The sequence below is a fragment of the Streptomyces sp. NPDC018947 genome, assembly GCF_044390505.1.
GTDB lineage: Bacteria > Actinomycetota > Actinomycetes > Streptomycetales > Streptomycetaceae > Streptomyces.
This window is the reverse complement of the sequence record NZ_JBIRZD010000009.1, coordinates 224,304-246,925: the sequence shown is the minus strand read 5'-3', so window position 1 is coordinate 246,925 and position 22,622 is coordinate 224,304. Positions and strand designations below refer to the sequence as shown.

General features: G+C 72.2%; 24 protein-coding genes, 1 tRNA gene and 1 pseudogene. 10 read left to right on the top strand and 16 right to left on the bottom strand.

Annotation, left to right across the window (positions count from 1 at the left end; all coding sequences use genetic code 11):
* The first annotated feature begins 304 nt into the window (after positions 1–304).
* Complete coding sequence (locus ACH499_RS19310; protein ID WP_399017100.1) at positions 305–1,063, top strand: GntR family transcriptional regulator; 759 nt, start codon at positions 305–307, stop codon at positions 1,061–1,063.
* A 39-nt stretch (positions 1,064–1,102) separates the two neighbouring features.
* Here ACH499_RS19310 and ACH499_RS19305 read toward each other — a convergent pair whose 3' ends face one another.
* The 10 genes and pseudogenes from ACH499_RS19305 to phoU form a co-directional block, all read right to left on the bottom strand.
* The gene (locus ACH499_RS19305; RefSeq protein ID WP_399017098.1) at positions 1,103–1,609 is read right to left on the bottom strand and encodes an HAD domain-containing protein; all 507 of its coding nucleotides are present in this window, start codon (positions 1,607–1,609) and stop codon (positions 1,103–1,105) included.
* A 182-nt stretch (positions 1,610–1,791) separates the two neighbouring features.
* Positions 1,792–2,763, bottom strand: a complete 972-nt coding sequence (locus ACH499_RS19300) for a peptidoglycan-binding protein (RefSeq protein ID WP_399017097.1) — start codon at positions 2,761–2,763, stop codon at positions 1,792–1,794.
* Between the two features lie 126 nt (positions 2,764–2,889).
* Positions 2,890–3,224 (bottom strand): annotated as a pseudogene (locus ACH499_RS19295) (hypothetical protein).
* A gap of 53 nt (positions 3,225–3,277) precedes the next feature.
* Positions 3,278–3,769: a hypothetical protein gene (locus tag ACH499_RS19290; protein WP_399017095.1), complete on the bottom strand. Its 492-nt coding sequence runs from the start codon at positions 3,767–3,769 to the stop codon at positions 3,278–3,280.
* Between the two features lie 270 nt (positions 3,770–4,039).
* Positions 4,040–4,483: a PIN domain-containing protein gene (locus ACH499_RS19285; protein WP_356204413.1), complete on the bottom strand. Its 444-nt coding sequence runs from the start codon at positions 4,481–4,483 to the stop codon at positions 4,040–4,042.
* Positions 4,480–4,740 carry a CopG family transcriptional regulator gene (locus tag ACH499_RS19280; RefSeq protein ID WP_356204416.1) on the bottom strand — a complete coding sequence of 87 codons (261 nt, stop codon included), beginning with the start codon at positions 4,738–4,740 and terminating at the stop codon, positions 4,480–4,482. Before ACH499_RS19280 ends, ACH499_RS19285 begins: the two co-directional genes overlap by 4 nt.
* 77 nt (positions 4,741–4,817) lie before the next feature.
* Positions 4,818–5,174 carry an SCO4225 family membrane protein gene (locus tag ACH499_RS19275; RefSeq protein ID WP_399017092.1) on the bottom strand — a complete coding sequence of 119 codons (357 nt, stop codon included), beginning with the start codon at positions 5,172–5,174 and terminating at the stop codon, positions 4,818–4,820.
* A 125-nt stretch (positions 5,175–5,299) separates the two neighbouring features.
* A complete protein-coding gene (locus ACH499_RS19270; protein WP_356204419.1) occupies positions 5,300–5,548 on the bottom strand; it encodes an SCO4226 family nickel-binding protein in 249 nt (82 codons plus the stop codon).
* Between the two features lie 103 nt (positions 5,549–5,651).
* Entirely contained in the window at positions 5,652–5,807 is a 156-nt protein-coding gene (locus ACH499_RS19265) for a hypothetical protein (protein ID WP_356204421.1), read from the bottom strand.
* A gap of 195 nt (positions 5,808–6,002) precedes the next feature.
* The gene (gene phoU, locus ACH499_RS19260; protein WP_356204423.1) at positions 6,003–6,689 is read right to left on the bottom strand and encodes a phosphate signaling complex protein PhoU; all 687 of its coding nucleotides are present in this window, start codon (positions 6,687–6,689) and stop codon (positions 6,003–6,005) included.
* A 202-nt stretch (positions 6,690–6,891) separates the two neighbouring features.
* On the opposite strand from phoU, the gene ACH499_RS19255 reads away from it, so the two are divergent.
* Positions 6,892–8,229, top strand: coding sequence for an ATP-binding protein (locus ACH499_RS19255; RefSeq protein WP_356204424.1), 1,338 nt, complete (start codon positions 6,892–6,894; stop codon positions 8,227–8,229).
* Positions 8,226–8,906 (top strand): response regulator transcription factor, encoded by a 681-nt coding sequence (locus ACH499_RS19250; protein WP_004929857.1) that lies wholly within the window; start codon positions 8,226–8,228, stop codon positions 8,904–8,906. Before ACH499_RS19255 ends, ACH499_RS19250 begins: the two co-directional genes overlap by 4 nt.
* Before the next feature lie 91 nt (positions 8,907–8,997).
* Here the strand turns inward: ACH499_RS19250 and ACH499_RS19245 are convergent, their stop codons facing one another.
* The gene (locus tag ACH499_RS19245; protein WP_399017088.1) at positions 8,998–9,681 is read right to left on the bottom strand and encodes a DUF461 domain-containing protein; all 684 of its coding nucleotides are present in this window, start codon (positions 9,679–9,681) and stop codon (positions 8,998–9,000) included.
* Positions 9,682–10,337: 656 nt separating this feature from the next.
* Here ACH499_RS19245 and ACH499_RS19240 point away from each other — a divergent pair.
* From ACH499_RS19240 to ACH499_RS19215, 6 genes are all read left to right on the top strand, one after another.
* On the top strand, positions 10,338–10,820 hold the full coding sequence (locus tag ACH499_RS19240; protein WP_003953493.1) for a CarD family transcriptional regulator: 483 nt from the start codon (positions 10,338–10,340) through the stop codon (positions 10,818–10,820).
* A 311-nt stretch (positions 10,821–11,131) separates the two neighbouring features.
* Entirely contained in the window at positions 11,132–11,908 is a 777-nt protein-coding gene (gene ispD, locus ACH499_RS19235) for a 2-C-methyl-D-erythritol 4-phosphate cytidylyltransferase (protein ID WP_356204427.1), read from the top strand.
* The gene (gene ispF / locus ACH499_RS19230) at positions 11,898–12,401 is read left to right on the top strand and encodes a 2-C-methyl-D-erythritol 2,4-cyclodiphosphate synthase (RefSeq protein ID WP_356204428.1); all 504 of its coding nucleotides are present in this window, start codon (positions 11,898–11,900) and stop codon (positions 12,399–12,401) included. Before ispD ends, ispF begins: the two co-directional genes overlap by 11 nt.
* 183 nt (positions 12,402–12,584) lie before the next feature.
* Positions 12,585–13,985 (top strand): cysteine--tRNA ligase, encoded by a 1,401-nt coding sequence (gene cysS / locus ACH499_RS19225; protein ID WP_356204429.1) that lies wholly within the window; start codon positions 12,585–12,587, stop codon positions 13,983–13,985.
* A 110-nt stretch (positions 13,986–14,095) separates the two neighbouring features.
* The gene (gene rlmB, locus ACH499_RS19220; protein ID WP_356204431.1) at positions 14,096–15,037 is read left to right on the top strand and encodes a 23S rRNA (guanosine(2251)-2'-O)-methyltransferase RlmB; all 942 of its coding nucleotides are present in this window, start codon (positions 14,096–14,098) and stop codon (positions 15,035–15,037) included.
* Between the two features lie 140 nt (positions 15,038–15,177).
* Positions 15,178–16,881, top strand: a complete 1,704-nt coding sequence (locus tag ACH499_RS19215) for a DoxX family membrane protein (RefSeq protein WP_356204432.1) — start codon at positions 15,178–15,180, stop codon at positions 16,879–16,881.
* 123 nt (positions 16,882–17,004) lie between these two features.
* Here ACH499_RS19215 and ACH499_RS19210 read toward each other — a convergent pair whose 3' ends face one another.
* The 3 genes from ACH499_RS19210 to msiK form a co-directional block, all read right to left on the bottom strand.
* Positions 17,005–17,742, bottom strand: coding sequence for a nucleotidyltransferase family protein (locus ACH499_RS19210; RefSeq protein WP_356204434.1), 738 nt, complete (start codon positions 17,740–17,742; stop codon positions 17,005–17,007).
* Positions 17,743–17,785: 43 nt separating this feature from the next.
* Entirely contained in the window at positions 17,786–18,241 is a 456-nt protein-coding gene (locus ACH499_RS19205) for a hypothetical protein (protein ID WP_356204522.1), read from the bottom strand.
* Between the two features lie 234 nt (positions 18,242–18,475).
* The gene (gene msiK / locus ACH499_RS19200; RefSeq protein ID WP_356204435.1) at positions 18,476–19,612 is read right to left on the bottom strand and encodes a diacetylchitobiose ABC transporter ATP-binding protein MsiK; all 1,137 of its coding nucleotides are present in this window, start codon (positions 19,610–19,612) and stop codon (positions 18,476–18,478) included.
* Between the two features lie 219 nt (positions 19,613–19,831).
* Here msiK and ACH499_RS19195 point away from each other — a divergent pair.
* A tRNA-Thr gene (locus tag ACH499_RS19195) sits at positions 19,832–19,905 on the top strand.
* Between the two features lie 139 nt (positions 19,906–20,044).
* Here ACH499_RS19195 and ACH499_RS19190 read toward each other — a convergent pair.
* Positions 20,045–21,547, bottom strand: a complete 1,503-nt coding sequence (locus ACH499_RS19190; protein ID WP_356204437.1) for an MFS transporter — start codon at positions 21,545–21,547, stop codon at positions 20,045–20,047.
* Between the two features lie 66 nt (positions 21,548–21,613).
* Positions 21,614–22,594, bottom strand: coding sequence for a zinc-binding dehydrogenase (locus tag ACH499_RS19185; protein WP_399017084.1), 981 nt, complete (start codon positions 22,592–22,594; stop codon positions 21,614–21,616).
* Positions 22,595–22,622 lie beyond the last annotated feature (28 nt).

Below are 22,622 nucleotides of genomic sequence, written 5' to 3'. Positions count from 1 at the left end.
AGAGCCGCGGCCGACCGGCGAACGCGCTCCTGTCAGGACTGACGAACCTCGGCCTGTACATGATCACCGCGGACACCCCGGCAGTCGAAGGACCGACTCTGGACGTCGCCATACAGCACCCCTCACCTTCACCGTGGAGGCCGCCACCGCAACCTCTCTAGACATGAGGTTGGACTACATCTCTAGAGAGGTCAAGTCGCCTGCCCGGCCTCACTGCTGACTGGGCGTCACGGCTACACCCAGCGAGCGAATGCGCGACCTGTGGCCTAAGGTGTCTAGAGAGGAGAGGGAGGAGGTCAACAGGATGGCCAGCACCGATGACGACCGTCGGCCCAAGTACCAGCGGATCGCGGACACCCTGCGAGCGGCGATCGAATCGGGCGAGTACGGTCCTGGTGATCGGCTTCCGGGAGAGAACGACCTGATGGCCACCTACGGCGTGGCCCGCATGACGGCTCGCCAGGCACTGGGTGTCCTCCGGGACGAAGGCGTCGCCGAAGCCCGTAAAGGTGCCGGTGTATTCGTCCGGGCGTTCCGCCCGCTCCGGCGCCGCGGCATCCAGCGACTGGCCCAGCAGCAATGGGGGAACGGCCGTTCCATCTGGTCGGCGGACATCGAGAACCGCAGGCTCGATGTGGACCAGGTCACCGTGTCCGAGGAGGTGGCGCCCGACCGCGTCAGTACGGTCCTGGACCTGGCCGACGACGACACGGTGTGCGTGAGGCGCCGGCGCTTCGTCCTGGACGGCAAGCCCGTCCTGCTGGGGACGAGCTATCTGCCCACTTCCCTGGTCGCGGGATCCGCGATCACCCAGGAGGACACGGGGGAGGGTGGGACGTACGCCAGGCTCGCCGAACTCGGCCACAAGCCGGTGCACTTCCGTGAGGAGATCCGCTCCCGTATGCCGTCGAAGGACGAGGCACACCGTCTGAGCATGTCCGCGGGCACCCCGGTCATCCTCGTCTGCCGCACCGCGTTCACGGACGAGGGCCGCCCTGTCGAACTCAACGAGATGACGCTGGACGCCGCTTCGTACATCCTGGAGTACGACTTCGACGCCTGACCCCGGACAGCCCGTCCAGGGGCCGGGTCACAACATTCTTCACGACCCGTACCCCGGTACGACGGAGCGCAGCCAGTCGGCGAGCACGGAGAAGTCGGCGTCCACGAGGCCCCTGGCCGGGTCGACGCGGTGGAGCAGTGACGGTCCGGGGTGGCTGCCCTCGACCCACAGGCGGTCCATGGCACCGATCTCGTCGTCGATCCAGATGAACGGCCGGCCGGCGGCCCACTCCACGAGGCGGGGTGTCTTCCAGTGCAGCCCGTGCGGGCCTTCCCCGGGAGAGGAGGCCGGCCACTCCACCACGGGCAGCCTCGGCAGTCCGAGGCGTGGAGAGACGGCCTCGTTCGCCTGCTCGCCCCAGGTCGTCGCCCACACGAGACGGCAGTTGAGGGCCAGGAGACGCGGGCCGAGCGCGGGGTCGAGCCGTTCGAGCAGGGGGTTTCCCTGATCGGCGGCGGACTGCGGGTGGCCGGACGGCGATCCGAACGGGATGAGGGGACCGTCGACGTCGAGGAAGAGGAAGGGGCGATCCGCCGGACTCGTCACGGCGGCACGATAGTGCGGCGCGGGAGGCGAACGGTGCCCTCCGGCGAGCCGACGACCTCCTGGCCGAGCTCGACGGGCAGGCCGTCCCGGCACGGATCACCGCGTTGATGAAGCGCTCCAGGGCGCGAAAGCGCTGGGCGCCCGTGCGGGCCGGGGGTGCGGCCCGCACGGGTCGGGGCGGGTCAGCCGACCAGCGCGCGCCAGGTCACCGCGCCGGCCACGCCGTCGACGACCAGACGGTTGACGCTCTGGTAGGAGCGGACGGCGGAGGCGGTCACGGTGCCGAAGCCGCCGTCGACCGCGAGTCCCGCTCCGTGCTTGTTCAGGACCGTCTGCAGGGCGCGGACGTGGCTCCCGCTGTGGCCCTGCTTGAGGGTGTACACGAGGTGCGGCCAGGTCGCGGGACCGACCTGGCCGTCGGCGACCAGCCCCCGGGACGCCTGGAACCGCTTCACCGCGCCGACGGACACGGACCCGTAGGAGCCGTCGGCGGCCAGGTCGTATCCCCGCCGTGTCATCAGGTGTTGGATCGCGGTGACCCTCTTGCCCCGCGCGCCCGGGTCGATCCTGGACCAGCCGCCGCCGAGGTCGACGCCGCGGCCGGCCATGAACGAGACCGGGTTGGTGAGGGCGCCGAGCCCGCCGGAGTGGACCTCGAAGTGCAGGTGGGGCCCGGTGACGTTGCCGGTCGCTCCCATGTCGCCGATGCGCTGACCGGCGGAGACCTTGGCGTTGAGGCCGATCCTGTGCGCGCTGAGGTGGCCGTAGTACGTGTACTGACCGCCGCCGTGCGAGATGACGATGCCGTTGCCGGACCGGCCGGGGAGGCCTCCGCCCCAGCCCTTCCGGATCACCGTCCCGGCCGCCGCCGCGTAGACGGCGGTGCCGGTGGAGTTGGTGATGTCCTGACCGGCGTGCGGGCCCCCGCTCCGCGGCGCTCCGTAGTGACCGCCCTGCGGGAAGTGGCCCAGGGCGGGGTTGCACCAGCGGCCGTTCTTCAACGAGGCCGCCGCGGCGGTCGCCGTCAGCCCCGGTACGAACCCCATCGACACGCCGAGCCCCAAGCCCGCGCCGGCCAGCAGACCTCGGCGGGACGGACCGGTGCGCCGACGTTCTTCCCCGGCCGCGGCCACTGACGCGCAGGACTCACACATTGCCGCCTCCCTCGTATGTGTCGTGGGCATGACAGTCGGACGTTAGAGGGCGGCGGGTTCCCTGTCAGTACGGCGGCGCCGGAGCTGTCACGTTCCTGCCCCGGGATCCCGGGGCGCGCGGCACCTTCAGGACGAGAAGGAAGGGGTGAAGCCGACGGAACGGTCGAGGTGGTACGGCGGCCCGGAGATGCCGACGACCACCCCGCACGAAGGGCGAGTTCGATGGCCCGAGCCACGTCGGACGGCAGGACGGGCCCGGCCTCCCGCCCGATCCAGTTGCTCGGATGCGGCTGGGCCGTGGTGACCACGAGCGTTGTCCCCGGGGTGTCCGCGTGCTCGACCGCGAACGTGCAGGGTGACCAGGCAAGGCCCTGCGAGTACGTCGGTCTCCGCCGCAGACGCCAGCGGTAGGCGGTGCCGCCGACGACGATGCGCCGGGCGCCCTTGCGGGGCAGTGTCATGGGTTCTCCTCGGTATGCCGACGGCAGCGAGTCCCGCCCCCGGCGCCCGGCTCTCAGCGGCCGCCCGTCAAGGACCGGCCTATCGCCAGGTCCGCCCGTGCCGCCTTGTGCAGGGTGTTCAACGCGGTGACCAGCGCGGAGCCCAGTTCCTCGCGGCGGGCCGCGGACACGCCGGCGGGTTCGCGGGCGCACCTCAGGAGGTCCCAGAGACGTTCGTTGGCCGTGGCCGCCGCCCGCGAGGCCGCGTCCTCCGCCAGCAGGACGAGTCCTTCGAACAGGACGGAGCGCCGGTCCTCCGCCGCCTCCATCTCCGCCAGTGCCTCGGACGGGTCCTCACCCCGCTCACGGGCTTCGAGGGCCAACTTGGCGGCCCGAGAGGCTTGTTTGACGCAGGAGACGTACTCGACGTAGGCGTCCAGCTTGCGCTCGTCCCACCTGGTGGCCAACGCCTGGCGGAATTTGGCCCGTTCGGCCAGAGTCGCGGCGAAGAACGAGGTGACCGCGCCCAGGAGGACGCCGACCAGGGTGATGATCTGACTTGCCATGCGGTCAAGTTAGCGATCTTCGGGCAAGCCTGAGCGGCACTCGGGGGGAAGGATCCGGTGCGCGGTCGGCGCCGGCAGGTCCTCCTCCCGGCCATCGACGGAGCCCGGCCGTCGGTCGGCTCCCGGACCGCACGTCCGGGCCGCCCCCGGACAGACCGGGGACCAACCATTCCCTCCGAGCTGGAACCCCCGGAAGCCGACCTCGCGTTCGGACCGTAGCGACGGGCACTGTCACGGGGCTGCCGCTGAGCGGTCGTCAGCGGCAGGCGGTCACAGGGGCAGGTCGTCGGGCAGGACGCGGAACGCCTTGTGGCGGCCGAGGGGGCGTACGGCGCGGAAGTCGCGTCGGTCCAGCGTGAGGATCGCGTCGGTGTCGTAGTCGGAGGCGAGGGCCACGTTCACCGCGTCGGCCAGGTCGAGGTCCAGCCCGGTGTAGCGGGCGCGGACGGACTGGGCGGCGCCCAGGTGGTCCTCGGTGATCTCCGGTACGACGACGCGGCCCCGGCGCATCCAGCGCCGGATGTCGTCGACCGCGCTGACGGCGGCCTCCCGGCCGAGTTCACGCGTGGCGACGTGGTCCAGTTCGGCCAGGAGCAGCGGGGACATGACCAGGAGCCCCGCGGCCAGGATCGCCTCGTTCGCCCCTTCGTGCTCGGGGTGCGTGGAGTCGAGGGCGGCCAGGAGGCCGGAGGTGTCGGCGACGACGATGATCACGCGGCGCTTCCGGTGTCCGTCTCGCGGTGCACGGCGTCGGCGACCGTGCCGCGGACCTCGGCCTTGGACGGTGTCCGTCCCGGTCCCTCGAAGGTCCGTGAGAACAATGGCTCGTCCCAGACGCGGTTGGCCATGGCCGCGAGGTGGATCCCCTGGCGGATGATCTCGGCCTCGCTGATGCCCCGGCGCTCGGCGGCGGCCTTGATGATCGCCAGGTCCTCGGGGTCCGCGTAGACGTTGGTCCGCTTCATGGGCATGTACCTAGCGTAGTACATACACCTTCGTGATGTATGGGCTCGGTCCGGCCCTGCCCGCGCTCGGTCCGGCCCTGCCCTCAGCCCGCCGACGGCACCTGCCGGCCTCGGCGGCCGCGCAGGGCGCGCAGGGTCGCTCCCAGGGCCAGGGACTGGAGCAGGGCCGAGAGCGCGATACCGGCGGGGAAGAGCCACGTCGGCGCGTCCCCGCCCCAGGCCGCCTCGCCGAGCCAGGCCACGAAGCCGAAGGCGGGGAAGGTGAACAGCGCCGGCCAGACCCAGATGAACGACGCGTCCGCGTCGGGGGCGAACAGCGGTTGCGCCGCGGCGACGACGACGGCGCCGCCCACCAGGGTCAGGTACACCGCCGAGGCGCGGTTGGCGACGGCCAGGCGCGCCAGGGTGCGGATCGGGCCGGTGTGCGTGCGGGCGTTCATGCGGTGTCTCCCCGTGGGTCGTCGTCCTGTCTCCAGGGTCGGACGGAGCGGCGTCCGCGTCCTGAGTACCCGTACTCAGGGCGATGGCGACGGCCTGCGCAGGGCGGGGAGTGCCTACTGAGCGCCTATACCGACAGCGGAACCTCGTGGACCTCGTCCGCCTTGTGCCCCGCGCGTTCGTGGATGCGCTGGACCGCTTCGGCCGACGGGGCCTCCGACAGGCAGTAGACCGTGCCGGACTCCGGATCCGCCCAGGCGTGCTCGAAGTGGACGTCCTCGTCCTTCTCAAGCTCCAGGTCCGCCTGGTGCGCCTGGTGGAGCTGGTCCGCCGTGATTCCGTGCATCCCGCGGTGCACGTCCATGAAGTGAGCCATGGCCTCGCACCCCCTTCCGGGTCTCCCCTCCAGGGTGCGCCCGTGCGGCGGCCGGGTCGAGCCCGGCCGCCGCACCTGCCGCGTCAGCGCGTCACCCGCGCCCTCAGCCGCACTGGCAGGGGTTGCCCGACTGGCAGCCGCAGCCGCAGCCCGAGCCGCAGCCGCAGGCGGCGATCAGGGGCAGGCTGCGGAGGTCGGCGGGCTGTTCGGTCTGGCGCTCCTGCGCGGGATCGGGTGTCGTGCCGGGGGATTCGGCCATGGGTCCCTCCTCGAGGCTGGTGCCTGAGGCCATTGGACGCCCGGGACCCTGGTCGCATCAACGGCGCACTGATGTTCCCCCGCGCGCCCCCGGCGCCGCCCCGGCCTTCCCGGCTCGCCCCGGCATTCCCGGCGACGGATGCCGGGAACGCCGGGGCCCACCGGCGAAACCCGGCCGCTCCGCCCCCGCCGACCCTCAGGCCCCGTCCCCCCGCACCGGCTGGATGTCCGCCTGGAGCTCGTCCGCGTGTTCGCCCGTGACCAGGTAGACCACCCGCTTGGCGACCGCGACGGCGTGGTCCGCGTAGCGCTCGTAGTAGCGGCCGAGCAGGGTCACGTCGACGGCCGTCTCGATGCCGTGCTTCCAGCGGTCGTCCATCAGGTGCTGGAAGAGCGTGCGGTGCAGCAGGTCCATCGCGTCGTCGTCCTGCTCGAGCTGGAGCGCCAGGTCGACGTCCTTGGTGATGATCACCTCCGCCGCCTTAGCCATCAGGCGCTGCGCGAGCTGGCCCATCTCCAGGATCGTGGCGTGCAGATCGTGCGGGACGGCACGCGCCGGGTAGCGCAGCCGGGCCAGCTTGGCCACGTGCTGGGCCAGGTCGCCCGAGCGCTCCAGGTCGGCCGACATCCGCAGCGAGGTGACGACGATGCGCAGGTCCGTCGCCACCGGCTGCTGCCGGGCCAGCAGGGCTATCGCCTTCGCCTCCAGCTCGTGCTGGAGCTCGTCGACCTTCTGGTCGCCCTCGATCACGTGCTCGGCCAGCTTGAGGTCGGAGTCGAGGATGGCGGTGGTGGCGCGTCCGATCGCCGACCCGACCAGCCGGGCCATCTCCACCAGACCGTCGCCGATCGAGTCCAGTTCCTCGTGGTACGCGTCCCGCATCAGGTTCCCTCTCGTACGTCCTAGGAGGGGCGCTCGAACCCCTCGCCGCACCCCCACGCTTACACGTTCCGGCCCGTACGCGTCCGTTTCCGGCACCTCGAGTGAACCGGTCCTGGCTCCAAGGTGAACTCTGGGCGACGAGTGTTCGAGGTCGCACCCCGACGGCTGGGGCGGGGCCGTGCACCGTGCCTAACCTGGACGCATGGACGTGAACGCGGCGGTCGCCGCAGCGGCAGCGATCGCCGGAGTACTCACCGGCGTCATCGCCATGCTGGCGTTCCGCTGGAGCGAACGCGACCAGAAGCGCCCCACCCGCACCTCCCTGCACACCGACCCGGTGCTGCCGCCCGGCGTGGACACCGTCCTGTCGGTGCTGCGCTCCTCCGCCGTCGTCCTCGACGAGGCCGACGGTGTCGTCAAGGCCAGCTCGGCGGCGTACGCCCTCGGTCTGGTGCGCGGCGGCAAGCTCGCCGTCGAGCCGATGCTCCAGATGGCCCGGGACACACGGCGCGACGGGGAGATACGGCAGGTCGAACTGGACCTGCCGAGGCGGGGCAACGGCCGCGGCGAGGCCCTCGCCGTGTCCGCGCGTGTCGCGCCCCTCGGGTCGCGGCTGGTGCTCCTGCTGGTCGAGGACCTCACCGAGGCCCGCCGCATCGAGGCGGTGCGGCGCGACTTCGTCGCCAACGTGAGCCACGAGCTGAAGACGCCGGTCGGCGCGCTCTCCCTGCTGTCCGAGGCCGTGATGGACGCCTCGGACGACCCGGAGGCCGTGGAGCGGTTCGCCGGGCGCATGCAGATCGAGGCGACCCGGCTGACCAACCTGGTGCAGGAGCTCATCGACCTGTCCCGGGTGCAGAACGACGACCCCCTCGACGACGCCGAGCCCGTCGCGGTGGACGAACTCGTCGCCGAGGCCGTCGACCGCTGCCGGCACGCGGCCGGCACGAAGCAGATCACGATGGCCGCGGGCGGCACCGCCGACCTGTACGTCCGCGGCAACCGCGGCCAGCTCGCCGCGGCGCTCGGCAACCTCGTCGAGAACGCCGTCAACTACTCACCCGCACGCACCCGCGTCGGCATCGCGGCCCGGCGCGTCGGCGCCCCCGGCGGCGATCTGATCGAGATCGCGGTGACCGACCAGGGCATCGGCATCTCCGAGAAGGACAAGGAGCGCGTCTTCGAGCGCTTCTACCGCGTCGACCCGGCCCGTTCCCGGGCCACCGGAGGCACCGGTCTGGGTCTCGCGATCGTCAAGCACGTGGTCGCCTCGCACGGCGGGGAGGTCACGGTGTGGAGTGCCGAAGGCCAGGGCTCCACGTTCACCCTGCGACTGCCGGAGTCGGGTACCGCCCGCGACCGCGCGTCGCGCCGGACCGCGGACGCCGGCCGCGCGGACCAGGCGGAACAGCTCGACCTGGGACACGTGGAGCACGGTGAGATCGCCGGCGACACACGGTCGGGCCCCGCTTCCTCCCGTACAGATTCCGCACGTACAGATCCCTACGAAACGCTTCCCGCTCCGGAGGTCCTTCCGTGACCCGTGTGCTCGTCGTCGAGGACGAGGAGTCCTTCTCCGACGCACTGTCGTACATGCTCCGCAAGGAGGGCTTCGAGGTCGCCGTGGCGACCACCGGCCCCGACGGACTCGACGAGTTCGAGCGCAACGGCGCCGACCTCGTCCTGCTCGACCTGATGCTGCCCGGGCTGCCGGGCACCGAGGTGTGCCGGCAGCTCCGCGGCCGCTCGAACGTTCCCGTGATCATGGTGACCGCCAAGGACAGCGAGATCGACAAGGTCGTGGGACTGGAGATAGGGGCCGACGACTACGTCACCAAGCCCTTCTCCTCCCGCGAGCTGGTCGCCCGCATCCGTGCCGTGCTGCGCCGGCGCGGCGAGCCGGAGGAGGTGACCCCGGCCGCGCTGGAGGCCGGGCCCGTACGCATGGACGTCGACCGGCACGTGGTGACCGTCGGCGGCACCAAGGTCGACCTGCCGCTGAAGGAGTTCGACCTGCTGGAGATGCTGCTGCGCAACGCCGGACGGGTGCTGACCCGCATGCAGCTCATCGACCGGGTGTGGGGCGCCGACTACGTCGGTGACACCAAGACCCTCGACGTCCACGTCAAGCGGCTGCGCGCCAAGATCGAGCCCGACCCGGGCGCGCCGCGCTACCTGGTGACGGTGCGGGGGCTCGGCTACAAGTTCGAGCCGTAGCCGGACCGGCCTCGGCGCCCCCGTGTACGACGAAGGGCGGGACCTCCTCGGAGGTCCCGCCCTTCGCGCGGTGTGCCGGGGGGTACGGGGATCAGTGGCCGGCCGTCTCGCCCTGCGTGGCGGCGTCGGTCGCCGTGCCCGTGGCGTCGGCCTGGCCCTCGTCGCCGGGGGCGGCCGAGGAGCCGTCGGACGGGGCGCCCGAGGTCTGGCCGGCGCCCGGCTCCCCGGACGGCGTCGACGACGCGGCGGGCGCCGACGGGATGTCGCCCGGGCCCCACTCGGAGAAGTAGCTCTCGGCCGGGACGACGAAGGCGCGCAGGTTCACGTCGCCGGTCTCGCTGAGCGCGAAGGTGACCTTCTGGGCGTTGCCGTCCTGGATGGCCTCGCGGCTGCGGGGCAGGACCGCGGAGGCGTTGTCCTTGCCGCCGATGATCAGGGAGCCCCCGGCCGGGATGGTCAGGCTCTTGCCCTTGGCGCCCTTGGCGGGCTTCAGCTCGGCGGCCTTGCCGGCCACGGTGATGGAGTCCAGCGTCTGGTCGGACGAGCCGCTGTTGAAGAGGGTGGCGGCGACGACGGCCGGGCCGGTCGACTCCAGGTCGGGCTGGGTGATGACCAGCGCGTTCTGGATCTTGATGTCACCGATGGAGGTGGCCGCGTTGTCCGGCTTGATGTCCAGCGTCTGGGCGTTGTGACCGGCACCGCACGCGGCGAGCGAGGCGATCGAGAACGCGATGGCGGCGGCGGCGAGGGCGCCGCGTCGAAGGCTGCTGCTCACGGCGGCGGCAACTCCTTGACTCGAGCGAGGCGGCGGCCCACGGAATAAAGCCGCCCTAAGTGTCTGTCAGCGGCCTTAGGTTACCGAGCCGTTCCCGGGCCGCCGCACCCGACCCTCCCCGGACGGGTTCCGGCTTCGCCCGGCAGGCGGTAGCCCCGGAGCTGCACGGGGGCATCCGGAGGGCGTCCGCCCCACCCGCATCACGTGTCACATTGGCATACGCGCAGGTCGGTCATTCGGATAAGAAGCCCCCTCTTACGGGTGTGCCTCGGCGCGTGAAATGTGGCGTGAAGGAATACATGGAGTGTCCGAGAATTGATCACGCGGCGCGCCGGCCGGCGGCACCCGTGATCAATTCCGGAATCGTCCGGAACCCCGCACCACGGGTCGAACGGAGGAGCGGAACTCGCACGAGTGGAACCGGACATTTGGGGATGTTCGGACGTCTTGGCGGGGCTCCGGACGTGCCTGACGGGCGTGTTTCGCCCAGCCTGAAGAGCTGCTCCGACCTGCGAATACTTTCTTCCGCTCACCGGCCGCAGCACGTTCCTGTTGCTGTTGTCAAGCCCCGAGATATGCCCTGACCTGCGAAAACGCCATTCAGAAGACGCTGTATCCGTGTTACCCTGGATAGCCACGGAAGGGGTACCTGTCACATGACGTTCAAGGTTGGCGACACCGTGGTCTATCCCCATCACGGGGCCGCGCTGATCGAGGCTATCGAAACTCGCCAGATCAAAGGCGTGGACAAGACCTACTTGGTGCTGAAGGTCGCCCAGGGTGACCTGACGGTACGTGTGCCAGCGGACAATGCGGAGTTCGTCGGCGTGCGTGATGTGGTCGGTCAGGACGGGCTGGACCGGGTCTTCGAGGTGCTGCGCGCGCCGTACGCCGAGGAGCCCACGAACTGGTCGCGTCGTTACAAGGCAAACCTGGAGAAGCTCGCCTCCGGCGACGTCATCAAGGTCGCGGAAGTCGTGCGCGACCTGTGGCGCCGCGAGCGCGAGCGCGGACTCTCCGCAGGTGAGAAGCGCATGCTCGCCAAGGCCCGCCAGATCCTGGTGAGCGAGCTGGCCCTCGCGGAGAACACCAACGAGGACAAGGCGGAGGCCCTGCTCGACGAGGTGCTCGCCTCCTGAGGCGAGATCCTCGCGGGTTCTGACGCGAGGCACGGCCCGGTGCCCACTCGGCTCAGGCCCACCACTCGGTTCAGCGCACGGAAATGCCGCGGTGCCCGATGACATCCACCTGTCGCCGGGCGCTGCGGCATATTCGTACCCCGACGCCCTGCGTCTTCGTACGCTCATCCCCGGAGGCTTCCCCGGTCCTGGCGTGCCGGGCCCGGGCCGCAGGCTCGACCAGGGTCACGGAAGGGTCCGGTCCAGACGTCGCGCCCGGCACGGTGAGGCCATACCCAACTAGGTCGAGCACACAAACCTGACAGGAACCGATGTCTGACGAATCGCGCCCCTCGCCCGCCGAGCCGCCCGCCGGGGCCCGGACGAACGCCCGGACCGCGGCCGTGATCCCGGCCGCCGGCCGCGGCGTACGCCTCGGCCCGGGTGCCCCGAAGGCCCTGCGGGCGCTGGGCGGCACGCCCATGCTCATCCACGCGGTCCGGGCCATGGCCGCCTCCCGCGCCGTCTCCCTCGTCGTCGTCGTGGCCCCGCCCGACGGCGCCGCCGAGGTCAAGAGCCTCCTCGACGCGCACGCCCTTCCGGAGCGGACCGACTTCCTGGTCGTGCCGGGCGGCGAGTCGCGGCAGGAGTCCGTACGGCTGGGGCTGGCCGCGCTGCCGCCCGAGTACGACATCGTCCTCGTGCACGACGCGGCGCGGCCGCTGGTGCCGGTCGACACGGTGGACGCCGTGATCGAGACCGTGCGCGGCGGTGAGCCGGCGGTCGTGCCGGCGCTGCCGCTGGCCGACACCGTCAAGCAGGTCGAGCCCGCCGCCGTCGCGGGCGAGCCGGAGCCCGTGGTGGCGACGCCGCGGCGGGCGCTGCTGCGCGCGGTGCAGACGCCGCAGGGCTTCGACCGGGCCACGCTGGTGCGGGCCCACGAGACGGTCGACGGCGACGTCACCGACGACGCGAGCATGGTCGAACAGCTCGGGCTGACGGTGGTGGTGGTGCCGGGGCACGAGGAGGCGTTCAAGGTGACGCGGCCGCTCGACCTCGTGCTCGCGGAGGCCGTACTGGCGCGCAGGAGGCTCAACGATGGGTTCTGAGACGCAGGGGCTCGTCGTGCTGCCCCAGGTCGGGATCGGTACCGACATCCACGCCTTCGAGGACGGGCGCGAGTTGTGGTGCGCGGGTCTGAAGTGGGAGGGCGAGGGCGCCGGTCTCGCCGGTCACTCCGACGCGGACGTCGTCGCGCACGCGGCCTGCAACGCGCTGTTCTCCGCGGCGGGGCTCGGCGACCTGGGGCAGCACTTCGGCACCGGACGGCCGGAGTGGTCCGGGGCGTCCGGGGTGACGCTGCTGACGGAGGCGGCGCGGATCGTGCGGGAGGCGGGGTTCCGGATCGGGAACGTCGCGGTGCAGGTGGTGGGGCCGCGGCCGAAGATCGGCAAGCGGCGGGACGAGGCGCAGAAGGTGCTGTCCGAGGCAGTGGGGGCGCCGGTGTCGGTGTCGGGCGCCACCACGGACGGGCTGGGGTTCCCGGGGCGGGGCGAGGGGCTGATGGCGGTCGCCACGGCACTGGTGGTCCGCGCGGCGTGAAACCGCCTCCGGCGAAGGCGCCGGTGCCCGTGCCGGGTACCGGCGCCGGGCGCCGGGCGTGTCCGGGACGCGCGGGGCTCCGCCCCGCACCCCGCCGCGGGCTCCTCCTCGCGCAGGGCTCGGTCCGGTGACGACCGCGGGCGGCGTCCCCCGGCACTGGTCGGGGCCCACTACCCTGGAGGCGTGACTATTCGGCTGTACGACACCAGCGCCCGGCAGATCCGTGACTTCGCCCCCCTCACGCCCGGGTGTGTCTCGATCTACCTGTGTGGCGCCACCGTGCAGGCCGCACCGCACATCGGCCACATCCGGTCGGGGCTGAACTTCGACATCATGCGCCGCTGGTTCGCGTACCGCGGCTACGACGTCACGTTCATCCGTAACGTCACCGACATCGACGACAAGATCATCAAGAAGGCGGCCGAGCAGAACCGCCCCTGGTGGTCCATCGGGTACGAGAACGAGCGGGCGTTCAACGACGCCTACGACGCCCTCGGCTGCCTGCCGCCCACCTACGAACCGCGCGCCACCGGCCACGTCACCGAGATGGTCGAGATGATGCGCGGCCTCATCGAGCGCGGGCACGCCTACGAGGCCGAGGGCAACGTCTACTTCGACGTACGGTCCCTGCCCGGGTACCTGTCCCTGTCCAACCAGGACCTGGACGACCTGCGCCAGCCCGAGGGCGAGGGCGAGACCGGCAAGCGGGACCCGCGGGACTTCGCCATGTGGAAGGCGGCCAAGCCCGGGGAGCCGAGCTGGGAGACGCCGTGGGGACGCGGCCGGCCCGGCTGGCACCTGGAGTGCTCCGCCATGGCGCACAAGTACCTGGGCGAGGAGTTCGACGTCCACGGGGGCGGGATCGACCTGATCTTCCCGCACCACGAGAACGAGATCGCCCAGGCCCGCGGCTTCGGCGACGCCTTCGCCCGGTACTGGGTGCACAACGCCTGGGTCACCATGAGCGGCGAGAAGATGTCCAAGTCGCTCGGCAACAGCGTGCTCGTGAGCGAGATGGTCAAGCAGTGGCGCCCGGTCGTGCTGCGGTACTACCTGGGCACCCCGCACTACCGCTCCACCATCGAGTACAGCGAGGAGTCCCTGCGCGAGGCCGAGTCGGCGTTCGCGCGGATCGAGGGCTTCGTGCAGCGCGTCACCGAGCTGGCCGGCGGGGCCGTCGAGCCCGCCGGCGAGGTGCCGCCCGCCTTCGCCGAGGCGATGGACGACGACCTGGGCGTCCCCCAGGCGCTCGCCGTCGTGCACACCACCGTCCGGCAGGGCAACAGCGCGCTGGCCGCCGACGACAAGGAGGCCGCGGTCGCCCGCCTCGCCGAGGTCCGCGCGATGCTCGGCGTGCTCGGCCTCGACCCGCAGGCACCGCACTGGGCCGGCGAGAGCGAGAAGGGCGAGGACCTGCACGATGCCGTCGACAGCCTCGTACGCCTCGTCCTCGACCAGCGCGAGGCCGCCCGGGCGCGCAAGGACTGGTCCACCGCGGACGCCATCCGCGACCGGCTCAAGGAGTCCGGACTCGTCATCGAGGACAGCCCGCAGGGACCGCGCTGGAGCCTCGGCTCCCGCTGAGCCCCTCCGGACACGGAAGATCAAGTGTGCCGCCCGGCCTCCCGGGCGGCACACTGCATAGGACGCAAGCGCAACACGTGAAGCAGAAACAGAGCGGAGACAGGTAACTCATGGCCGCGAACAACCGCCGCATGTCCGGCAAGAAGGGCGCGCAGGTCGGCAGCGGCGGCAAGCGGCGCCGGGGCCTGGAAGGCAAGGGGCCGACGCCTCCCGCCGAGATGCGTAAGGGGCACGCCAAGCAGCGCGCCGCCCAGGCGAAGGCGCGCCGCGCCACCGGACGCCCGCAGCAGCGGCGCGGGGGCGGCCGCTCGGCGTCCGAACTCGTCGTCGGACGCAACCCCGTCTACGAGGCGCTGCGCGAGGGCGTGCCCGCCTCGACGCTCTACGTCCAGCAGTTCATCGACAACGACGAGCGGGTGCGCGAGGCGCTCCAGCTCGCGGCCGAGCGCGGCGGCATCAACCTCATGGAGGCGCCGCGCCCGGAGCTGGACCGGATGACCAACGGGCTCAACCACCAGGGCCTGGTCCTGCAGGTCCCGCCGTACGAGTACGCGCACCCCGAGGACCTGGTCGCCGCCGCCCACGACGAGGGCGCGGACCCGCTGATCGTCGCCCTCGACGGCGTGACCGACCCGCGCAACCTCGGCGCCGTCGTCCGCTCCGTCTCCGCGTTCGGCGGCCACGGCGTCGTCGTGCCCGAGCGGCGCGCGGCCGGGATGACGGCCGGTGCCTGGAAGACCTCGGCCGGCACGGCCGCCCGTACGCCGGTGGCCCGCGCCACCAACCTCACGCGGGCGCTGGAGTCGTACCAGAAGGCCGGGCTGGTCGTCGTGGGCCTCGCCGCCGACGGCGAGGTCGAACTGGGCGAACTGGAGGCCCTGGACGGTCCCGTGGTCGTCGTGGTCGGCAGCGAGGGCAAGGGACTGTCGCGGCTGGTCGGCGAGACCTGCGACTTCCGGGTGCGGATCCCGATGCCCGGCGGCGCCGAGTCCCTCAACGCCGGTGTGGCGGCGGGCATCGTGCTGTACGAGGCGGCGCGCCGGCGCGCCTGAGCGTGCGGAGTCGAGCGGGGGGACGCGCGTTCGGCGCGGTCCCCCGCACGGGGTGTTCCGGGCGGTCCGCGCCCGCTTGACGCGGTCCGGACAGATCCGCCGGGTCAAGGCAGTGTCCTAACGACACGTCACTCGGTTAGATGAGCGTGGACACCAGAACACCCCGCACACCCACGGGGGACCGTTCGTCGGGATACGACGACGCTCCCGCGCTGAGCATGGTGAAGGTTCCGAGCGATCCGGCCCAGGTCATCGTCAACCACGCGAGCTTCCGCGTGCAGCTCGGTGCCTCCGCGCGGCGGACCCGGTCCCCGCGGATCGCGCGGCACTTGAGCGCCACCCAGGACACCGCCCGTATGCCCGCCGCCGGCACCGCGGTCGCGGTCCCCAGGCCCGCCCGGCGCCGCCCCGTCGTCTGGAGCGGCCGGTCCGCCCCGGACGACACCGGCGCCCACCGGCTGCTCCAGGCGGTACGTGCCGGAGCCGGCCGTCATGTCGAGGAACCGGCCCCCGACGCGGGCGCCACCCAGGTCATCCCCCGCGTCGGCGCGGACGGACCGGGTCGCCACGGCCTGTACGACTACGACGAGGGCCCCGCCACCGAGACCCTGGAGACGCCCCTCGTCGGCGCCCAGCGCGGCCCCGTCCCGCAGGGCACGCGGCTGCTGCCCGCCATGCGCGGCGGCGGCAGCGCCTACGACGAACCGGCCTACGCCGACGAGGACTTGGGCCCGTACGGCACCGACCCGGACGACGACGGCACGGACCGGGAGCCGCGCGGCCGGCGCCACGCCGACGACCCCGTACGGCACGCCTACTTCCCCGGCCGCCGCATGAACCTCGGCGTCGTGCTGCTGCCCCTGCGCGTCTTCCTCGGGTTCATCTCCGTCTACGCTGGCATGGGCAAGCTCTGCGACCCCGTCTACTTCGACGGCGGCGAACGCGGTTCCATGGTCAAGTGGCTCAACTCCCTGCACCCCTGGGACGTCGCCGAGCCGCTGCGCCAGTTCGCCCTCTCCCACCCCGTCGGTTCCGGACTGGTCATCGCCTTCCTCCAGGTCCTGGTGGGCGTCCTGACCGTCCTGGGCTGCTGGCAGCGCGTCGCCGCCGTCGTCGGCGCGATCCTGTCCGCCGCGCTCCTGGTCACCGTGAGCTGGAAGAGTGTCCCCGTCTACGAGGCGCCCGACATCATCTACCTCGCCGCCTGGTCGCCGCTCATCATCGCCGGGGCACCCGTCTACTCCGTCGACGGCCGCCTCGCCGCCGGTGCCTGGCGCCGCCTCGGCCCCCGCGCCGACATCTGGGACCTGCGCCGCCACGTGCTGCGCAGGGGAGCCCTCGTCACCTTCCTCGTCACCGGCGTCACCCTCCTCGTCGGCTCCCTCCTCGGCGGCGCCGTGCGGGACGCCGACCGCGTGGTCGTCCCCGGGCCCGGCGAGGCCCCGCGCAACGTGCTGCCCGGCTCCCCGCTTCCCCAGGAGCCTGGCGAGAGTGAGGAGCGGACGCCGGACGCCTCCTCCTCGGCACCCGCGCAGGGCGCCACCTCCGGTGGGGCCACCCCGTCCGAGGACGGCGGGGCCACGGCGGGCGCGACCCGCGACAGCGACTCGACGCCGGGCGGTACGCCCAGCGAGACGCAGGGCACCTCGGGGCAGGCCCCGCCGCAGCGGACCTCGCCGGCCGGTGAGGCGCCGAGCACCACGGCCGGGCCGACCTCCGGCGGCTCCACCACCGGGGACGTCGACGGCGGTGCCACCGGCGGCACGGGAAGCGCCGAGAGCGACGGCGGCTCCTCCTCCACGGGGCAGCCGGGCAGCCGTCTGGTGGGCGGCCTGCTGGGCTAGGCACCCCGGACGGCACCGGCCCCCGGTGCGTACGACGACGGGTCCCGCACGGAAGTCGTGCGGGACCCGTCGTTCGTGTCCGGGGTTCCCCGGGCGCCGGCTTCGCCGGGCCGGTGGACGCGGCTAGCGGTTCCTCAGGGCGGTCAGTTCGCGGGCGGCCTCGGTCAGGTCCTTCGCGGTGTCGATCGCCCGCCAGTAGGAGCCCTGCGGGATCGGGAAGCCGGCCAGCAGGCGCTCACGGGCCAGCCGGGGGAACGTCGTCCGCTCGTGGTCACCGCGCTCCGGGAGCATCGCGGCGAAGGCGGGGGAGAAGACGTAGACACCCGCGTTGATCTCGAAGGTGGACGGGGGCGCCTCGATGAAGTCCGTGATGTGCCCGAAGCCGTCCGTCTGCACGGCGCCCCAGGGCAGCCGGGGACGGGCCAGGGCGAGGGTCGCGACGGCGTCCCGCTCGGCGTGGAAGTCCGCCATGTCGCGCAGCGAGAAACGGGTCCAGATGTCGCCGTTCGTGGCGTACCAGGGCCGGTCGGGGTGCGGCAGATGCGCGGCGGCGTACTTGAGGCCGCCGCCGCGGCCGAGGGGCTCGGTCTCCACCACGGTCGTGACGGACAGCGGCAGATCGGCGTTCTCGAGCCACTTCTGCAGCACCTCGGCGAGGTGGCCGCAGGAGACCACCACGTCGGTCACGCCCTCCTCGGCGAGCCAGGCGAGCTGGTGGCCGATGATCGGGGTTCCGGTGCCCGGGATCTCCACCATCGGCTTGGGCCGGTCGTCGGTGTAGGGGCGCAGACGGGAACCCTGCCCGCCGGCCAGGACGACGGCTTGAACGGGGCGGCGGGACGCGGCGTTCGGATCGGTCATGCCCCGAACTGTACGTGGCGTTCCGCCGGCCCCGTGGGGGTGCTCAGCGGTGTCCGGCGAGCACGCCCGAGGCGAAGGCGGTGTCGCAGACGGGGCGCGCGTACGACTGGGCGCGCGTCGGGCCGTACACCTTGACCGCGGCGCGGCCGAGGGCGCGGGCGATGGACGCGCAGTGCTTCGCCAGCGACGGGCGGTCGTCGACGGCTTGCTGGAGGTGGGTGAGGGCGACGCCCGGGTCCTCCTCCTGGAGTTCGGTCAGCAGCCGGTCGCGCAGCACCTCGTGCGCGGCGCGGGCGGCGGCGGGCGAGGACGCCTTGGCGGAGGTGGCCTCCGACGCGGCGAGCACGGAGCCCGAGGGGTCCCCCGACCAGTTGACCCGGGTGACGGCGAGGGTCCCGGAGAGCACCAGGACGACGGGCAGGACGAGGGCGAGGGAGCGGCCGATCCGGCGGGCGGGGCCCCGGCCGCGTCGCGTCTGCTGGGTGGCGGAGTGCTTCACGGAGTGCTTCACGCGAGTGAGGGTAGCGCCCGGTAATGATTTGGCGACATTTAGTCACCGGTTCGGGGGATGGGGAGCGGCCGAAAAATGGGTAACGGGTTGACGCACGCGGATCGAAACGTCCGTTGTGCCGGGGTATTTGTCGACAACGGGAAGAGCCCCGCAGCAGGCCGCGGGGCTCTTCGTGCCGACCGGGTGAAATTCACCCGGCAGCGTGGTGCTCGGTGGGGGCGCTCAGTCGGAGAGACGCTCACCGGAGGAGGACGAGAAGACGTGGATCTCGCCCGGGCGCGGCACGACGTGCACGGTCGCGCCCTTCTCCGGCACCGCGCGGCTGCTGACGCGGACCACGAGGTCCTTCGTCTCGCCGCCGACCTCGACCGTGCCGTAGATGTAGCCGTCGGCGCCGGTCTCCTCGACGACGTTGACCGAGACCGCGAGGCCGGCCGGGGCGTCGGCGGAGTCCTTGGACAGGGACGCGGAGACGCCGCCGTTCAGCTCGACCACGTCGAAGTGCTCGGGGCGGACGCCGACGGTGACCGTGCGGTCGCCCTTGTCGGCGGCGGCCGCCAGGGCGTCCCGGCCGACCGGGACGACGCTGTTGCCGAACTTCACGCCGCCGTCGGTGATCGGGACCTCGACCAGGTTCATGGCGGGGGAGCCGATGAAGCCGGCGACGAAGAGGTTCGCGGGCTTGTCGTACATGTTCCGCGGGGAGTCGACCTGCTGGAGCAGGCCGTCCTTCAGCACGGCCACCCGGTCGCCCATCGTCATGGCCTCGACCTGGTCGTGGGTGACGTACACGGTGGTGATGCCGAGGCGGCGCTGCAGCGAGGCGATCTGGGTGCGGGTGGAGACGCGGAGCTTGGCGTCCAGGTTGGACAGCGGCTCGTCCATGAGGAACACCTGCGGCTCGCGCACGATTGCGCGGCCCATGGCGACACGCTGGCGCTGACCGCCGGAGAGCGCCTTCGGCTTGCGGTCCAGGTACTCGGTGAGGTCGAGGATCTTCGCGGCCTCCTCGACCTTCTGCCGGATCTCCGCCTTGTTGACGCCGGCGATCTTGAGCGCGAAGCCCATGTTGTCGGCGACCGTCATGTGCGGGTAGAGCGCGTAGTTCTGGAACACCATGGCGATGTCCCGGTCCTTGGGCGGCAGGTGCGTGACGTCGCGGTCACCGATGCGGATGGCGCCGCCGTTGACGTCCTCGAGCCCCGCGAGCATGCGCAGCGAGGTGGACTTGCCGCAGCCGGACGGGCCGACCAGGACGAGGAACTCGCCGTCCGCGATGTCGATGTCGAGACCGTCGACGGCGGGCTTGTCGGAACCCGGGTAAATGCGGGTCGCCTTGTCGAACTGGACTGTGGCCATGATGTATGGGCCCCCTTCTACCGGCAGGAACGTGCCGGACGATCCGTTGTAGGAAGGTGGTTGTGGTGTAGTCCACCTGGGTGAACCGGGTCAGGACGCTACCTCTCCTCCACCTGATCTGTCAGTAGCTTCGGGCCTGTGAACTTCGCCGGGAATGGGGCACCGCATCGTTCACCGGCTCTGTGTACAGTGGAGCCTCCGCGCGCGCCGGCGCGTGACGCCTCCTTAGCTCAGCTGGTCAGAGCGCCGCTCTTGTAAAGCGAAGGTCGTCGGTTCGAATCCGACAGGGGGCTCGGAGTACGGGTGAAGGCCCCGTCGTCCTGTGGACGGCGGGGCCTTCGTGCGTCCGCTGGGCGGGCGGCGGCTCACAGGGTGCGCAGGAGCGCGGTACGACGTGTCGGCGGGGCCCTGCGCAGGGCGGGCCCCGTCCCCTCAGCCCACCGGTTCCGGCACCGGCCGGTCGGCCGGGGTGCCGTGTTTCGGGGCCTTGGCCGTCACCATCAGGCCCGCGATCAGGCCCGCCAGCAGCATGATGCCGGCGGCCAGCCAGATGGCGACCGTGTAGCCGTGGACGATGCCCTCCTTGATGATCTCCCCCCGCCGGGACGGGTCGGTCAGATGGCTGGTGATCCAGGAGGCGCTGGTGCTGGTGGCGACGGTGTTGAGCAGCGCCGTGCCGATCGAACCGCCCACCTGCTGCGAGGTGTTGACCGTCGCGGAGGTCACGCCGGAGTCCTGCGGGGCGACACCGGCGGTGGCGGTGGAGAAGACCGGCATGAACGTCAGGCCCATGCCGAGGCCCATCAGGATCAGGGCGGGCAGGATCTCGGTGGCGTACCGGGAGTCCACGGTCATCTGGGTGAGGATCACCATGCCGCCGGAGGCGAGGACCATGCCCGGGACCATCAGCATCCGGGGGCCCACGCGTCGCAGCAGCCGGGCGGAGATCTGGGTCGAGCCGATGATGATCGCGGCGGTCAGGGGCAGGAACGCCAGGCCGGTCTGCACGGGCGAGTAGTCGAGGATGACCTGGAGGTAGTAGGTCATGAACAGGAACAGGCCGAACATGCCGATGACGGCCAGCATCATCGTCAGGAAGCAGCCGGCGCGGTTGCGGTCACGGATGATGTGCAGCGGCAGCAGGGGGACCGGCGCCCGGGTCTGCCAGGCCACGAAGGCCACCAGCAGCAGCACGGACGCGCCGAGCAGCGACAGCACGAACGGGTCGCTCCAGCCGCGGGGCTGGGCCTCGCTGAAACCGTAGACGAGGGCGACCAGGCCGCCGCAGCCGAGGATCACGCCGGGCACGTCGAGGCGGACCTGGGTGTGGCCGGGCCGGTCGTGCAGCAGGAGCAGGGCGCCGGCCACGGCGATGACCGCGATGGGGACGTTGACGTACAGGCACCAGCGCCAGTTCAGGTACTCGGTGAGCACGCCGCCGACGATGAAGCCGACGGCGGCGCCGCTGCCGGCCAGCGCGCCGTAGATCCCGAAGGCCTTCCCGCGCTCCGCCGGGTCGGTGAACGTGGTGGTCAGCAGGGACAGCGCGGAGGGCGCGAGGACGGCGGCGAAGGCGCCCTGGAGGGCGCGGGCGCCGAACAGCATCGCGGGCACGGTGGCGGCGCCGCCGAGCGCCGAGGCGACGGCGAAGCCGATCAGCCCGATGACGAAGGTGCGTTTGCGGCCGACGCGGTCGGCGATCCGGCCGCCGAGCAGGAGCAGGCCGCCGAAGGCGAGGGTGTAGGCGGTGATCACCCATTGCCGGTTGGCGTCGGACATGCCGAGATCGCGCTGCGCGGAGGGCAGCGCGATGTTCACGATGGTCGCGTCGAGGACGACCATCAACTGCGCCAGGGCGATCACCACCAGCCCCCACCAGCGGCGGGGGTCGGCGTCCGCGGAGGCGACTCCCTCACCTGTCCGGGTGACACTCATCTGGCCAGAAGACCACGAATCGGGAGGTATCGCATCCTGTTCGGGGCGTCCGTGGGCCCCTCGTCCTCATGGCTCCAGGACCACCTTGCCGGTCGTCCCCCTGGTCTCCAGCGCGCGGTGCGCGGCGGCGGCCCCGGCGAGAGGGAAGCGGTGCACGGCGGGGGTGAGGCGCCCCTCGGCGGCCTCGGCGAGGGCGCGCAGTTCGAGGGTGCGGACGGGGTCGGGGCCGCCGGCCCTCTCCAGCATCACCGGACCGAGCACCTGCTCCGACACGCCCTCGACGAGGTACGGCGCCCCGTCGCGCAGCCCCCTGCCCGACCAGCCGAAGACCAGGTGCCGGCCGCCGGGTCCGAGCAGCGCGACGGCCTCCCGGGCGGCGTCCCCGCCCACGCCGTCGAAGACGACGGTCGCCGTACGGCCGCCCAGGTGGGCGCGGACCCTCGCGGGCCACCCGGGGTCGGTGTAGTCGACGGCGAGGTCGGCGCCGTTCGCCGCGACGCGGGCGGTCTTCTCCGGGCCGCCGGCCAGCCCCACGACCGTGGCGCCGGCGTTCTTGGCGTACTGCACCAGCAGCGTGCCGATGCCGCCCGCGGCGGCCGGGACCACGGCCACGGAGCCGGGGCCGAGGCCGGCGAACTGGAGGATGCCCATGGCCGTACGGCCCGTGCCGATCATGGCGACGGCCTCGGCGAAGTCCAGGGCGGCCGGGATCTCGTGGAGGCGTGTGGCGTCGACGGCGGCGAGTTCGGCGTATCCGCCGGGAGCGAAGCCGAGGTGGGCGACGACCCGCCGGCCGAGCCAGTTCCCCGGGGTGCCCTCGCCGAGGGCGTCGACGACGCCGGCGACCTCGCGGCCGGGGATCGTGGGCAGGTCGGGAAGCCGTGGCGCCGGCCCCGGCAGCCCCTCCCGCAGGGCGGTGTCCAGCAGATGGACGCCGGCCGCGCGGACGGCGACCCGGACCTGGCCGGGGCCCGGCGACGGGTCCCCGACCTCTTCGAGGACGAGGTTCTCGGCCGGGCCGAAGGCGTGCAGCCGGATGGCGCGCATGGAGGTCCCCCCAGGGTGAGATGCGGTG

What these genes read in the sequence shown, in the direction of transcription:
- ACH499_RS19270 (WP_356204419.1), bottom strand. Translation starts at nt 5,548, where the DNA reads ATGGCTCACTTCATGGACGTGCACCGCGGGATGCACGGAATCACGGCG.
- ACH499_RS19280 (WP_356204416.1), bottom strand. Translation starts at nt 4,740, where the DNA reads ATGCCCATGAAGCGGACCAACGTCTACGCGGACCCCGAGGACCTGGCG.
- ACH499_RS19240 (WP_003953493.1), top strand. Translation starts at nt 10,338, where the DNA reads ATGACGTTCAAGGTTGGCGACACCGTGGTCTATCCCCATCACGGGGCC.
- ACH499_RS19215 (WP_356204432.1), top strand. Translation starts at nt 15,178, where the DNA reads ATGAGCGTGGACACCAGAACACCCCGCACACCCACGGGGGACCGTTCG.
- ACH499_RS19275 (WP_399017092.1), bottom strand. Translation starts at nt 5,174, where the DNA reads ATGAACGCCCGCACGCACACCGGCCCGATCCGCACCCTGGCGCGCCTG.
- ACH499_RS19300 (WP_399017097.1), bottom strand. Translation starts at nt 2,763, where the DNA reads ATGTGTGAGTCCTGCGCGTCAGTGGCCGCGGCCGGGGAAGAACGTCGG.
- ACH499_RS19190 (WP_356204437.1), bottom strand. Translation starts at nt 21,547, where the DNA reads ATGAGTGTCACCCGGACAGGTGAGGGAGTCGCCTCCGCGGACGCCGAC.
- ACH499_RS19185 (WP_399017084.1), bottom strand. Translation starts at nt 22,594, where the DNA reads ATGCGCGCCATCCGGCTGCACGCCTTCGGCCCGGCCGAGAACCTCGTC.
- ACH499_RS19265 (WP_356204421.1), bottom strand. Translation starts at nt 5,807, where the DNA reads ATGGCCGAATCCCCCGGCACGACACCCGATCCCGCGCAGGAGCGCCAG.
- rlmB (WP_356204431.1), top strand. Translation starts at nt 14,096, where the DNA reads ATGGCCGCGAACAACCGCCGCATGTCCGGCAAGAAGGGCGCGCAGGTC.
- ispD (WP_356204427.1), top strand. Translation starts at nt 11,132, where the DNA reads ATGTCTGACGAATCGCGCCCCTCGCCCGCCGAGCCGCCCGCCGGGGCC.
- msiK (WP_356204435.1), bottom strand. Translation starts at nt 19,612, where the DNA reads ATGGCCACAGTCCAGTTCGACAAGGCGACCCGCATTTACCCGGGTTCC.
- ispF (WP_356204428.1), top strand. Translation starts at nt 11,898, where the DNA reads ATGGGTTCTGAGACGCAGGGGCTCGTCGTGCTGCCCCAGGTCGGGATC.
- phoU (WP_356204423.1), bottom strand. Translation starts at nt 6,689, where the DNA reads ATGCGGGACGCGTACCACGAGGAACTGGACTCGATCGGCGACGGTCTG.
- ACH499_RS19290 (WP_399017095.1), bottom strand. Translation starts at nt 3,769, where the DNA reads ATGGCAAGTCAGATCATCACCCTGGTCGGCGTCCTCCTGGGCGCGGTC.
- ACH499_RS19210 (WP_356204434.1), bottom strand. Translation starts at nt 17,742, where the DNA reads ATGACCGATCCGAACGCCGCGTCCCGCCGCCCCGTTCAAGCCGTCGTC.
- ACH499_RS19310 (WP_399017100.1), top strand. Translation starts at nt 305, where the DNA reads ATGGCCAGCACCGATGACGACCGTCGGCCCAAGTACCAGCGGATCGCG.
- ACH499_RS19255 (WP_356204424.1), top strand. Translation starts at nt 6,892, where the DNA reads ATGGACGTGAACGCGGCGGTCGCCGCAGCGGCAGCGATCGCCGGAGTA.